Here is a 13,359-nt window from a genome sequence, read left to right as displayed (position 1 = left end):
GTGCGACCCATTTGGAGAAGCAGAAAAAGAAAAAATCCCATTTTCCTTTTCGCCTAAATTTGCTTTTTTTTGGAGTGTTTTTTTTATTTTCCGTTCTAATTCTAAGATTAGGTTTCGTTCAAATTGTTTACGGAGAAAACTTTAAAAGGGATTTGGAAAGAAAAGTAGACATTACTGTCAGTAACCCTGTCCCTAGAGGAAAGATTTTTGACAGAGATTATCAGGTGGTCGTTGATAATGTCCCTAAGAGCGCCATTTCCTTTACCAATGAAGGCTTTAGTCAGACAGATATGCTGAAAACAGCTGAGAATCTTGCAAAGCTCATTGAGCAAAAAACGGATATGATCACTGAGAGGGAGAAGCTAGACTTTTGGATGATGAAGCATCCTGATCAAGCTGACGCCAAAATATCGGATCAAGAAAAAGCTTTATATGCCAACAAGAAACTAACAGATCAAGATCTTTACAAATTAAAATTGGCGAGAATCACAACCGAAGAATTAAATCAATTAACACCTAATGATCTTGAAATATTAGCGATTTATCGGCAATTTAGCAAAGGCTATAAATTTATCCCGGAGATGGTTAAGAATGAAGGTGTTACCGAGAAGGAATATGCCGTTGTTAGTGAGAATCTACAGTCCCTTCCTGGGGTGGAAACCACTACGGATTGGGACCGCTCCTATGCCTATGGCAATACAATAAGGTCTGTTTTAGGAAACGTGACCAATTCCGGAGAAGGACTTCCCGCGGATCAGTTAGAACATTTTTTGGCCAGAGGCTATAACCGAAATGACCGGGTTGGAAAAAGTCAACTGGAAATGCAATACGAGGATGTCCTGCACGGAACTAAATCAAAGGTAAAAAATATCACAGACAAAACAGGAAATGTCATTGAAACCGAAACCGTATTGGCAGGTAACAAAGGTAAGGACCTTGTGTTATCGATTGATATGGATTTGCAAATCGCTGTTGATAAAATTATTGAAGAAGAGCTTTGGGCTGCAAAGAAATGGCCGGGGACTCGGTTTACCGACCGGGCCTATGTGGTCTTAATGGATCCCCACACCGGGGATGTACTTGCGATGTCAGGAAAAAAAATCGTCAAAGACAGAAAAACTGGAAGGGCAGTCATGATAGATGATGCCCTCGGAACGTTTACGACCACCTATAGTGTAGGCTCTACTGTAAAAGGGGCCACGATTTTAACCGGATATAAAACAGGCGCTATTTCCCCAAATACTTATTTTGATGATGCAGGAATTAAAATTAAAGATACTCCAATCAAAAAATCCTATACTTATCTAGGCCGTTTAAATGAAATTACTGCCTTAAAGAAGTCGTCAAACGTATACATGTTCCGTACTGCCTTAAGGATTGGCAAAGGCCATTATCAATACGACAAGCCCTTAAATTTCTTAAATAAACAGGCATTTGAAACAATTAGAAATTCGTTTGCCTCCTTTGGATTAGGGACAAGAACGGGAATTGATTTACCAAATGAGCAGACAGGTTTCAAGGGACAAAGCAGGCTTCCTGGATACTTACTTGACCTCGTGATTGGACAATACGATACTTATTCAGCTATGCAGCTTGCACAATATGTTTCAACCATTGCGAATGGAGGCTATCGGATGCAGCCGCATATCGTTAAAGAAATACGGGAATCATCCCGCGATGGCGAGACGATGGGTCCAGTGCTGAAGGAAATCAATCCGACTGTCTTAAATACGGTCGATGTAAAAAAAGAATGGCTGAGACGTGTACAAGTTGGATTTAAAAAGGTAATGCAGGAACCTGGCGGAACTGCTTACAAATTTTTTAAAGGTACTCCCTACTCACCAGCTGGTAAAACAGGAACGGCTGAAGCCTTTTATGATGGACCCTTACGCAGCCATTTTGGCAAAGAGCCGCCGCCAGTCATGAATTTAAGTCTGGTAAGTTATGCTCCCAGCTCTAATCCAGTGGTCGCGATGGCTGTGATCGTACCGTGGGCATACGATGGCAAAGATGATAATCGGGCGAATCTAAAAATAGGCCGCCGTGTTTTAGACACCTATTTTCAAATGAACAAGAAATAGGGTGCCCGTTGCACCCTATTCGTGTTTTTTGGAAAAGAAAAACGCCTAGCGGTTAGTTTGACTAGGCATTGCTAACTTTTTCGTAACACCGATTTTACAGCTTCTTCTATCTCTGCATAACTCGTGCAGCGGCAGATATTGGATTCCAGCCATTCCTTAATCGTTTCATCATCAGCCTCAGGATGCTGTTGGATTAACGAATGACAATTCATAATAAAACCGGGCGTACAATAACCGCATTGAAAAGCAAATTTTTCAATAAACGCTTTCTGAATAGGAGCACCATTTAGACCTTCAATTGTCGTCACTTTTTTCCCTACTGCTTCCACTGCCAGCATCAAACATGACTTCATCGGCCATGAATCAATATTAATCGTACATGCGCCGCAGTCACCATTTAAACAGCCGGGCTTTGCGCCAGTCAGGCCTAGGTAACTGCGAAGGGCAAATAATAGAGTATCAGCCGGTCTGACCGATAAAATATGACTTTCTCCATTTACATCCAACGTTATGGGATAGCTTCTCAAACCCTTTCTCCTCCCCTATTAATACTGTTCACGCTCCAGACTTTCTACCGCATCCAAGAGTAAATTTCGCAGCACAAATAGCCGGTATTCCTTGGACCCCTCAATATCTTCTAAAATTGGCTGAGGTAATCCAGCAATGGCTCTGTCAATCCTTGTTGCAAGCGATTGTCCCTGAGCATTGAGCGATTCCTCCACTGCGGAAGAGCGGAACGGAAATGGGCATAACCCACTAACTGCTACTCGGATCTTTTGATTAAATTTTATGGCAGCCAACGTAATCAGCGGATAACCGGTCTCCCATTGCTGCCTTCGTTTAACGGTAAAATACGGGGCCTGAATAAACGAAAGATTCGTAGCCGTTTGCACTAAAAATTCTCCTTTGTTTAAGTGCAAATGACCTTGAAATACATCATTAATTGGAACAATTTTTTTTCCTTCAGGTCCATTAATCATGACTCTGCTGTCGGCCAGTAAAAGGGGCAGAACCGCTTCCCTGTAAAAAATCCGCGCACAGATATTGCCGCCCAATGTAATTTTTCCACGAGCCGAATGATCGGCAACTTCACTGGCTGTTTTCGTTAAAAGTGGAAAATGATTCGCCTCCTCGATAACAGTTAACGAGAGTGAACTTCCGAGCAACAATTGGTCTCCACTTACCTCCATGGCCTTGCATTCAGGAATCCCTTTAATGTCAATGACTGCCTCGGTGTACGCTAAGTCAATTCTTCCGAGCGTCAATAATTCCGTTCCACCCGAAAAATAAAACGGCTGCTTCCCCTGTTGATCTAAATATTGAAATAAATCGACCGCCTCTTTTAACGTTTCTGGGCGGTAATAATCAAAATCAAAGGGGAGCATGACCAGCCGCCTCCTTTGCCTTCCAGATTAATTCAGGGATGAGCGGAAGATTCCCAAGCGAAACACCTGCAGCGATCGATAAAGCATTTCCGAGCGCCCCTGGCATTCCCATTAGCCCATGCTCCCCGACCCCGCGCGCACCATACGGGCCATCTATCTGGGGTGTCTCGACAAAGCCAACCAAATACTCGGGATGTTCACCGTAGCGTAACGGCCGATACGTCCGCAGCTGAGGATTTAAAACCCGGCCAAGTTCATCAAAATAAAATGTTTCTCGTCCAGCAAAGGCCAATCCCATGCTCATTGCTCCCATTACTTGACCAAGGGCTGCCTTTTCGTTCATTACTTTTCCAATATCTACTACCGTACATGCTTTTAACAGCCGATAGGTATAATCCCTTCGGTCTAACTCAATTTCAACCCCATAAGCGGCAACAGTCCAATCTGGACCTGGCTTTCCTTCACCTGTTTCCGGGTCCAAGTGGGTTAGATGGCGTAAGATAAATTTGCCACGGCCAATAATTTGCCCCCCAATTGAATTTCCATTTGGGTATTGATAGCCGTAGCCTACATCCTTGAAATCAAGACCGATAGACGGATCATCCCGTAAAAAGACACGACTGTTGGCGACTTCAAAATCTTCGATTGGTGCCCGCAGGACACATGATGCAGTCTCTTTTAACTGACGAATCACATCATCTGCTGCATTAAGGACGGCCCTTCCGCCCATGTAAGTACCACGGCTCGCCACGGTCTTCCAATGTTCAGGAGTCGTTTGTGTATCAACTTCCATTCTGACATGGATTTTATCCACATCCATTTTCAACCGTTCGGCTAGGATTTGAGCAAGAATCGTTTTAGTGCCAGTGCCTATTTCAATGACCCCAGACATCAAATTTAGACTGCCATCCCGGTTGAAGGTAATAATCGCCCCTGATGGTGCGTTCGGGTCAATGGTCGAAGTTTTCCAGCTGCAGCTTACTCCCTTAACCCTCACATATCGTTCATCTATTTCCTTTATCGCACCCTCATCCCATTTCATTAAATCCCGGACCATGTCAATACATTTTTGCAGATTACCGACATTGCTTTTATTCAGCCTCACCCTTGTTGGCGTGGTATGACCTGGCATAATTGCATTGATGTAGCGCAGCTCTAGCGGATCCATATTTAATCTTTGCGCGAGGATATCCATGGTTCGTTCTATACAAAACGACAACTCTGAATGACTAAAGCCCCGAAATGGCGAAGCATAGGGATGATTCGTATACATACAGTAGGAATTACACCAGACATTTTCAATGTTATAGGGTCCCGTACAATCGACAGCACCAGACCGGGTCACATCAATTGCCTTATCTGAATAGGCACCACCATCCCATAGAAATTCGATTTCCGCCGCCATTATTTTCCCATTCCGATCTGCTCCTAATTTAATGGTGGCATCTAAGCCAATATGACAGGGAGAGGTAATGATATCTTGTTCGCGATCATTTAGTATTTTAACAGGCTTTCCGCCGACCGCCTTGGAACCAAGGTAAGCAAGGACCTCTAATTGGACGGCTGCTTTCCCTCCATAGGCGCCGCCAACCAGCGGTGTATGGACAATAATCTTGCCCATATCTTCATTAAAGTATTTAGCGATTAGCTGTTTGACCATAAATGGAGCTTGTGATGAGGTCATGATGATGATCGTTCCATCCGGCCTGATTTCAGCGGTTGCACATCTTGTTTCCATGGCAGCATGATCAGAAGGTGCAAAGGCAAAACTCTCTTGGACTGCTATTTCACTCGCTGCCCAGCCATCCTCCAAATTTCCTTTCCGAATTTTAATCAGGGTCGCAATATTGGTTCCAGGTACCGGGTGGGAATCCTCATCCTTATCATAGTTACCAAGCTCTTCATGGACCAGTGGTGCCCCTTGTTTAAATGCCTGGGTCGGCGAATTGACAACTGGAAGCAATTCATATTGAACCTTTATCAGGTCTGCCGCCTTCTTAGCCTGAGCAGGGGTATCTGCTACGACAAGTGCGACTGGTTCACCGTGGTATCGAACCTTATCAACCGCGATAGGCGGCCGATCCCGAATCGCTTCCCCTGTTAACGGAAAGTGCCGGCCGGCAAGGATCGCTCTGACGCCCGGTACCTGTGATGCTTCCATTGTGTTAATACTAACAATCTTGGCATGACCATACGGGCTGATGACCATTTTTCCGGACAGCATTGGCTTGTTAAAATAATCATTCGTATACATGGCCCGACCTGTCACCTTATCGAGCGCATCTTTACGAATAACACTTTTTCCAATTACCTCCACAGTAAAACCTCCTAACACACATCCGTTAATCTGGAATGGTCCATAGCAGTTCAACTCTTTCGTGCGCTGGTTTTCTCCATACTTGAATCATTTGTGCCACGATACTAACGGCTATTTCCACAGGACCTCTCGCCCCAATTGAAGTTCCCATCGGCGAAAACATCCCCTTGGGAACTTCTTCCCCATTTAGCAATCGTCTTGTTCTTTCTTTAGGTCCCAAAACTCCTAAATAGCGGATATTTTCATTTAAAATTCTTCTTACTAACTCTTGATCTCGTTTAAATTGATGGGTCATAACCACGACAAAATCATAAGGGGAAAATGAGATTTGTTTAAGCAGATCCTGTGGAAATCCCTGAATCACTAAAGCTGCTGCTGGAAAGTGCTTCTTTTGACATAAGGCTTCCCGCCAGTCACAAACCATGACTGTAAAACCGGTTTCGGCAGCTAATGCTACAAGTGGTCTTGCATCAGGGCCCGCACCGAAAACAATTAAACGCGGTTTCGGATAAATCGTTTGTTGAAAGATAGATGACCCATCTCTTGTAATGATGCCGCTTTTCGAGGTAAATTCAATTGTCGGCAATGATCCCGACCAGTTTCCAAATGGCTCCCCATCCTCTTCAATAAACACATATTCTCCAATATCCACCAGTTTTTTTAAGAGAATAACAGGCTTTTGCTGACGTAGAAGTTCTTTAACCATATGAAGGTCCTCTGTTAATTGCTCGGTTACCGGTTCAAGTAATATATCAATTATGCCATTGCAGCCTGCGCCCTGCCCCCAGTCCAGATCATCCTCCATGTACAGATCGTATTGGATGATCGTCGCCTCTTGTTTACGAAAAACTTCTCTCACTTTTACAGCCAGGTCTTCTTCTAGACAGCCTGCCGTTAACATCCCTATTTGTGTTCCATCCGAAAAAAAGAGCATCGAAGAACCTTCTTTTTTATAGGCCGACCCGTTTACACCGACGATGGTTGCGATGACTTTTTCTTCAGGATAATGAAGAACATCTAAAATTTGATAAAAATCCTCCACACTTTTCCCCCACTTTTAAGCATAAATATCCACTATTGTTATTTATATTAAGCGGGATGCTATTCCTAGAATGATTTATTTATTTCTACGTCGGAATTGTTGCAGAACTCAACCCTATGAGTATCTATTAAAAACTTCAAAAACTATTAATTATTCCTTCATAGTTTAGTCATAATTATCTTTTAAGATATAAATAGGTTCTTCGTAAGAACCTTTAACCTCCGCCCCCCTTTATATAGATTAGGTTTGATTTGCCCGGCATTTGCCGGGTTATTTTTTTAACAAAATGGCTGTGTTAATCTTGTATGTTGATTTCCGCTCCAGACGGCTAAACAGAATCCATTTACACAACTAATAAAAAAAGCACGCACATCGAAATGTGCGCGCTTTTTTGCTTTAGCGGAATGATGGGACTTGGTTTTGTTGGAATGTCTGGGTTTGGAAAGCAGGCTGTACATTTGTACCTGTTTGATATCCATATGTCCCCATCTGTCCCGCAAGCTCTCTCTCCAATTGATTACACTGTGCAATAACTTCTTGGCATCGTTGGATCGCTATCTCATGCCCTTGTAAGCTTTGCTGAATCGTTTGAACCGCCATTCTTTCTTTTTGCAGCATTTGCTCGAGCATTCGAACATTTTGCTGCTCGTTTTGCAGCATTTGTTGGTATTGCTGATTACTTAATTGTGTCTGCTGAATAAGCTGCTGTGAAAGCTGACGGCATTGAAAAACGTGTGTAATCGTATGTTGAGCGTTCATGTCATTACCTCCATTATTTGGATATCAAATGCAATACAACCTGCTGGATCAATGGATTGAAAATTCAACCCAAGATTATAATTCGCACTTTTAGAGGCATTCATTCTGAATAAAACTACCAATAAATGTGTGAGTGTCACGTTATTATTAGGGAAAAACTAAGGAAAAAAGCTGTTCCCCTACAAAAAATCATCTCCACTCTCTAAGTATACTTCTAACTATCCCTGTCAATAACAATACCAATGGAACTTGAGAGGATGATAACAATGAACGGAATATATTTTATTAATGACCGTATTTCCATTGGAGGTCTAACTAGGGAAGAAAGTAGTATTTTACAAGAACAAGCCATAAAAAAACACCTTGAGGAACAAAGTATTCAGATCGTTACCCTAAACCCGTATCAATTGAAGGAGTATTATTCTGTTCCCCATGCGTTACTGTATGATTTACATAAAGCGAATACCTCATTTGATTATTTCATCTATTATTCCCAACAAGCCGTTGAAGAATTTATTAATTCCTATCCAGCAAAATGGCTTATATTAAAAAGCTATTTTAACAATACGATCATGATCAAAAAACAAACAGATTTTGAGCAACAGCAAGCCATTTAGCTGTTAATTGATTCACAGGGGAGCCAAATGGAAACGGTTGTCCCATTTCCTTCTTGACTTTCAATGTTGATCCTTCCTTGATGTGCCTCGACAATTCGGTAGCAGGTCATGAGACCAAGGCCTGTCCCTCTTTCCTTTGTTGAGTAAAACGGCTCGCCAAGCTTCGATAATCGTTCACGGGGAATGCCGCAGCCATTATCGTTAATTTTGATTGTCACACCTGTGCTCTCCGGCATCACTTTAATATGAACCTGTCCCTTCTTTTCTGTTGCCTCGAGCGCATTTTGAATGATATTTAGAAACACCTGTGTTAACGAATTCGGATCACCCATAATCGATAAATTCGACCGTTCCACATAAAAATGTAACTCCTTACTTGTCAGATTTGCGTCGGGTTTTAACAGTTGGACGACCTGTTCAACTAATTGATCAATACAAACATTTGTTAATTTTTCCGTATGTGGTTTGGCCATTGTCAAAAATTCAGAGATAATGACCTCCACTCGATGCAATTCATCAAGAACAATTTTTAAATAAACCGGGTTCATTTCTTTTTCTGCATTTAGCAACTGCATAAAGCCCTTAATGGGTGTTAACGGATTTCGAATCTCATGGGCCACAGCGGCCGCCATCTGCCCTACCACTGCTAATTTTTCAGATTTTCGCAGTCGATCCTGCGTCTCCATTCGCTGCTCAATATCCCGTGTAACCGTGACGATCTCCTTTACTTCTCCAGTTTCTGGATCACTCAATGCCTTAACCGTCGATTCAATCCAAATAAAAGAACCGTCCTTCTTACGACAACGGCAGGTAATCAGCTTAATTTCTTCAACTTGGGCACAAATTTGCTGTTTTCTTATTTCGATAAGGTCGTCAGGATGGATAAATTCTAGAGGATTTTTTCCAATCATTTCTTCAGGCTGATATCCTAATAAGGTTTGAACGGAAGGAGAACTATAAAGGCAGGTAAAATCAACTTTATGTAACATGATGATATCAGAAGAATGCTCAGCTAGAAGCCGGTATTTTTTCTCTCTATATTTTAGGGCGTTCTCCATTTGTTTTTTCTCCGTGATATCGAGAACTTGACCGAGTAAAAACTCCTCACCCGTCAACTTTTCCTTGATCCTAGATACCGTTAGTACCCCTGTTTTAATTTCACCTGACTTGTGGATATACCTCTTTTCAAACTGATATTCATTTCTTTGATAATCTAATAGTTCTTTAAATAACCGCGTATCGGTTATCATGTCATCAGGGTGAGAAATCTCTTCCACCGACAATTTTTCCAGCTCACCGGACGAATAGCCAACAAACTCACAAAAAGCTGGATTAAATTGGACCATGGTAAAATCGATTGTACTTATTAACTGCGGGATTCGGGATTGATAAAAAATCTCTCGAAATAGTGTTAAATTTAACATCTAAGCCTCCAACCATTCTATTCCATTTTTTGAAGATTTTGAGGTCATCAGTCATTTAGAAAAAAAAGACACTTTATAAGTATATAGTGAAACGGCTAATTCTTAAAGTATTAATTTTCTGATTTTCAGAAAACTTAAAAAGGACATCTCTAACGGTCCTTTCGCTTTAAGACATCCTATTTTTGAAGTATTAATTTAACACGGTTCGTGCGCCAAGATATCTTGGTTTCCAATACAAGTTTGTCATATCAGCAATTGATACTCCCGATGAGCCAGCTTGTATGAATTTGTTATTGCCTAAATAAATACCGACATGTGTAGGACCAGGTGCATACGTTTCGAAAAATACAAGATCTCCTGCAATGGGGGTACTAACTACTTTTAAGCCTGACCACTGCGTGGCAGCGGTCCTAGGAATAGAGATTCCTACTTGTTCAAATACGTATTTTGTATACCCACTGCAATCAAATCCAGCCGGTGTGTTTCCTCCCCATAAATAGGGTGTACCGATGTATTTATTGGCCACATTCATGACCATTTGTGCTTTTGGAACCGTAGTTTGTGGAGCAGGTAAGGTGGTATCCGCTGTAGGAACTTTAAGGACTTGTCCTACTCTAATCATATCTGATGTTAAATTATTAATAGATTTAAGCTGGGTGACAGGAATGTTAAAGCGATTACTAATTTTCCAAAGTGTGTCCCCGCTTTGCACCGTATAAGTGGTGTCATGGCTGTGCGGGGCCAGTAATGATAGTTTTTGATTAATGTAGAGTGTATCACTTGTAAGCTGATTCCAAGCCTTTAAGTCCATTACAGATATTTGGTTAGCTTGCGAGATTTTCCAGAGCGTATCACCAGATTGGACGGTATAGATATTTTCATGTGCACTCGCAGTGCCACTAAAAGATGCAAATAAGATGCCTGCAGTTGCCACAGCTGACAATAAGGGCCTTTTCATAGATGGCAGCTCTCCTTCGATTCGTTTTTTAATACTTTTATCTTAATAGAGAGCTGTAGATGGTTGTACTGCCAAAGATATGGTTTTCAATAAAGGTATTGCCATATATGGAAAAAAAATCATCAATTGTGACAACAGGTATTACCGAAAAATCCACAGATAATCAGGTTTGTATTACAAATCTCTTAAACTCCACTCATTTCCCTTCATCAAATTGTAACATTCTTGTAATAATATAAGCCATTGGAATCGAATGTAGAAATATTGTAACAAACCCCTCATCCAAAGGAGATTGGCATATTTATAATAAAACTATAGAAACAATTTAAATGGTAAGAAAATAATTATGAATTTTGGTGATAATGATGCAAGGAATTAGTAAGGGACACCCACAAAACATAGGTCATCCACATGGGGCCGGAAAAAAGATAGATTATGATGAAAACCCTTTTATTGTAATTTGGGAAGTAACCAGGGCTTGCCAGCTAAAATGTGTTCATTGCCGGGCAGACGCTCAGCTTACCGCTGATCCTAGGGAATTAACACATGAAGAAGGCATCAATCTAATTGACCAAATCTATGAAATGGATAATCCAATGCTCGTATTCACTGGCGGGGATTGTATGATGAGAGAAGATTTATACGAACTTGCTGATTATGCTATTAAAAAAGGTATGCGTGTCTCGATGACTCCAAGCGCAACGGCTAATGTAACAAAAGAAAAAATGCAGCTATTTAAAGAAGTTGGACTATCACGCTGGGGCTTTAGCTTAGACGGACCTACTCCAGCCATCCATGACCATTTCCGCGGAACTCCAGGTTCATTCGAATTAACAGTTGAAAAAATTAAATACTTAAATGAACTCGAGATGCCATTACAAATCAACACCGTTATTTCTCGGTATAATTATGACTCTCTTGAGGAGATGTCGAAATTAGTTGCCGAGCTTGGGGCAGTGATGTGGTATATTTTCCTGCTTGTCCCAACAGGCAGAGGCCAAATGGATGCATGTATCTCACCTGCTGAACATGAAAAGGTATTCAGATGGTTATATGAGTTAAGTAAAACCGCTCCATATGATATTAAAACAACGGCTGCTCAGCATTACCGCCGAGTTGTCCTACAGCAAAAAACCCGGGATCATTTAATTGAAAAAGGAGAAATTCACTACGAAGATTCCATTACAACCGATTTTGCCTCCATGCACGATGGCTTGAAACGTGCTCCAAAAGGGGTTAACGACGGGGATGGATTTGCTTTTGTTTCACATATCGGCGATGTAATGCCCAGCGGCTTGCTCCCAATTGTCGGCGGTAATATTCGTGAAACTCCGCTTGCAGAGATTTATCGTGAGGCAAAAGTATTTAAAGAACTGCGTCAGCCTGATAACTATAAAGGGAAATGCGGCGTTTGTGAATATAATAAAATGTGCGGCGGCTCCCGTTCACGTACGTATGCGGTAACAGGTGATTATTTAGAAAGCGAGCCATTCTGTGTGTACATTCCACAGTCCATGCGCAACAAAGAAACAGCACCTACTCTCTAACCTTCCTAACGCTATGAGGCATTCCTACTCGGAATGCCTTTTACATTGATCGGAACAACAGAATTGGAGATGGAACAGTCGAGACAATCATAATCTTAACATTACTAACCTGGTTATGTTTCTTTCTTATTGGGAAAGTTGTTTTTAGCGTTAACATCTGGAATTGGACAAATTTAATCTTCTTCTTTTCCGGTCATTCCTATATAGTAAGTGTATTGATGTTGATAAAAAAATTTTTTATTGTTAAAAAAGGATGTTAAAAATGATAAGATTCTTGGGCGTTACTGAAGAACATATTCTGGAAAAGCATAGCTCCATCCACAATCTAAATTTTGAGAAATATAGCCGATTTTGGGTAGATATAAATGACCCAACTGATGAAGAGAACAAATGTCTATCAGATATTTTTCATTTTCATCCGCTTGCTATTGAAGATTGTCTGAATAAAATACTCCAAAGACCAAAATTAGATTACTATGATGACCATACATTTTTTGTTACCCATATTGTTCGGGAAAAAGAAAATGAGATCTTAAAAGAAGAGTTAGATTTTTTTGTTGGCGAGAAATTTATCGTGACGTTTCAGTTTAACCCGTCAAAAGAGGTTTCCCAGGTTTGGGATGAAGCATCTACTCAAAATGATGTGGATAAATTCGGAAGTTTACATGTGTTTTATCGGATTCTAGACAAAATAGTCGATAATTACTTCCCGATCATTAACAGGATTGAAGATAAATTAGATGAAATCGAAGAAAATACTTATAATAAACCAATGAACAATTTATTGAATGAATTGTTTGACACAAGGTATATGTTACTTAATTTAATGCACACGGTTAATCCAATGCGTGACCTGCTTTATCGGATGCTAAACTCGCATCGTCTTAGTGATATTATCAATAGAAAAGAATATTTCTCTGATATCTATGACCATCTTTTAAAACTTTCCGATATGGTCATGTCGAATCGTGAAATAACAGCAGACATTCGAGAAAATTATCTGTCAATCAATTCACATCAAACAAATAATGTGATGAAATTTCTAACGATTATGACCTCTATTTTTGCTCCATTAACCCTAATCGCAGGAATCTTTGGAATGAATTTTAAACATATGCCTGAATTGTCATGGAAATATGGCTATGGCTATTCACTTGGATTAATGGGGATCATTGGATTATCGATGTTTCTTTGGTTTAAAAAAAAGGGATGGTTTTAACTGCAAGCGG

The 13,359-nt window shown here is 40.8% G+C and carries 11 protein-coding genes; 4 read left to right on the top strand and 7 right to left on the bottom strand.

From position 1 onward, the window contains the following. Positions 1 to 11 precede the first annotated feature (11 nt). Complete coding sequence (locus L1999_RS11595) at positions 12 to 2,081, top strand: peptidoglycan D,D-transpeptidase FtsI family protein (RefSeq protein ID WP_235743679.1); 2,070 nt, start codon at positions 12 to 14, stop codon at positions 2,079 to 2,081. Between the two features lie 71 nt (positions 2,082 to 2,152). Here the strand turns inward: L1999_RS11595 and L1999_RS11590 are convergent, their stop codons facing one another. The 5 genes from L1999_RS11590 to L1999_RS11570 all read right to left on the bottom strand — a co-directional run bounded on the left by L1999_RS11590 (position 2,153) and on the right by L1999_RS11570 (position 7,584). After that, on the bottom strand, positions 2,153 to 2,608 hold the full coding sequence (locus tag L1999_RS11590) for a (2Fe-2S)-binding protein (RefSeq protein ID WP_235743678.1): 456 nt from the start codon (positions 2,606 to 2,608) through the stop codon (positions 2,153 to 2,155). A gap of 18 nt (positions 2,609 to 2,626) precedes the next feature. Further along, the gene (locus tag L1999_RS11585) at positions 2,627 to 3,466 is read right to left on the bottom strand and encodes an FAD binding domain-containing protein (protein WP_235743677.1); all 840 of its coding nucleotides are present in this window, start codon (positions 3,464 to 3,466) and stop codon (positions 2,627 to 2,629) included. Continuing rightward, a complete protein-coding gene (locus L1999_RS11580) occupies positions 3,453 to 5,720 on the bottom strand; it encodes a xanthine dehydrogenase family protein molybdopterin-binding subunit (protein WP_235744325.1) in 2,268 nt (755 codons plus the stop codon). Before L1999_RS11580 ends, L1999_RS11585 begins: the two co-directional genes overlap by 14 nt. 88 nt (positions 5,721 to 5,808) lie before the next feature. Then, a complete protein-coding gene (locus L1999_RS11575) occupies positions 5,809 to 6,825 on the bottom strand; it encodes an XdhC family protein (protein WP_235743676.1) in 1,017 nt (338 codons plus the stop codon). A gap of 396 nt (positions 6,826 to 7,221) precedes the next feature. Further along, the gene (locus L1999_RS11570; protein ID WP_235743675.1) at positions 7,222 to 7,584 is read right to left on the bottom strand and encodes a hypothetical protein; all 363 of its coding nucleotides are present in this window, start codon (positions 7,582 to 7,584) and stop codon (positions 7,222 to 7,224) included. Positions 7,585 to 7,850: 266 nt separating this feature from the next. Here L1999_RS11570 and L1999_RS11565 point away from each other — a divergent pair, with 266 nt between their 5' ends. Continuing rightward, positions 7,851 to 8,201, top strand: coding sequence for a hypothetical protein (locus L1999_RS11565; RefSeq protein WP_235743674.1), 351 nt, complete (start codon positions 7,851 to 7,853; stop codon positions 8,199 to 8,201). Here L1999_RS11565 and L1999_RS11560 read toward each other — a convergent pair. Together L1999_RS11560 and L1999_RS11555 are read right to left on the bottom strand one after the other, a co-directional pair. Then, positions 8,198 to 9,625, bottom strand: coding sequence for a PAS domain-containing sensor histidine kinase (locus L1999_RS11560; RefSeq protein ID WP_235743673.1), 1,428 nt, complete (start codon positions 9,623 to 9,625; stop codon positions 8,198 to 8,200). The genes L1999_RS11565 and L1999_RS11560 overlap by 4 nt on opposite strands. Positions 9,626 to 9,815: 190 nt before the next feature. Further along, positions 9,816 to 10,583 carry a C40 family peptidase gene (locus tag L1999_RS11555; RefSeq protein WP_235743672.1) on the bottom strand — a complete coding sequence of 256 codons (768 nt, stop codon included), beginning with the start codon at positions 10,581 to 10,583 and terminating at the stop codon, positions 9,816 to 9,818. Positions 10,584 to 10,948: 365 nt separating this feature from the next. Between L1999_RS11555 and L1999_RS11550 the strand changes: the two genes are divergently transcribed. Together L1999_RS11550 and corA are read left to right on the top strand one after the other, a co-directional pair. Then, positions 10,949 to 12,130, top strand: a complete 1,182-nt coding sequence (locus L1999_RS11550) for a TIGR04053 family radical SAM/SPASM domain-containing protein (RefSeq protein WP_235744324.1) — start codon at positions 10,949 to 10,951, stop codon at positions 12,128 to 12,130. Between the two features lie 262 nt (positions 12,131 to 12,392). Then, positions 12,393 to 13,349: a magnesium/cobalt transporter CorA gene (corA, locus tag L1999_RS11545; protein ID WP_235743671.1), complete on the top strand. Its 957-nt coding sequence runs from the start codon at positions 12,393 to 12,395 to the stop codon at positions 13,347 to 13,349. Positions 13,350 to 13,359 lie beyond the last annotated feature (10 nt).

It is taken from the genome of Neobacillus drentensis, from assembly GCF_021560175.1.
Taxonomy (GTDB): Bacteria; Bacillota; Bacilli; order Bacillales; family Cytobacillaceae; genus Neobacillus; species Neobacillus drentensis_A.
Note: the sequence above shows the minus strand (reverse complement) of the source record. Positions and strands in the feature narration are given on the sequence as shown.

Coding starts and splice junctions, on each gene's coding strand:
- L1999_RS11585 (WP_235743677.1), bottom strand. CDS start 3,466: ATGCTCCCCTTTGATTTTGATTATTACCGCCCAGAAACGTTAAAAGAG.
- L1999_RS11580 (WP_235744325.1), bottom strand. CDS start 5,720: ATGTATACGAATGATTATTTTAACAAGCCAATGCTGTCCGGAAAAATG.
- L1999_RS11570 (WP_235743675.1), bottom strand. CDS start 7,584: ATGAACGCTCAACATACGATTACACACGTTTTTCAATGCCGTCAGCTT.
- L1999_RS11565 (WP_235743674.1), top strand. CDS start 7,851: ATGAACGGAATATATTTTATTAATGACCGTATTTCCATTGGAGGTCTA.
- L1999_RS11560 (WP_235743673.1), bottom strand. CDS start 9,625: ATGTTAAATTTAACACTATTTCGAGAGATTTTTTATCAATCCCGAATC.
- L1999_RS11555 (WP_235743672.1), bottom strand. CDS start 10,583: ATGAAAAGGCCCTTATTGTCAGCTGTGGCAACTGCAGGCATCTTATTT.
- L1999_RS11550 (WP_235744324.1), top strand. CDS start 10,949: ATGCAAGGAATTAGTAAGGGACACCCACAAAACATAGGTCATCCACAT.
- corA (WP_235743671.1), top strand. CDS start 12,393: ATGATAAGATTCTTGGGCGTTACTGAAGAACATATTCTGGAAAAGCAT.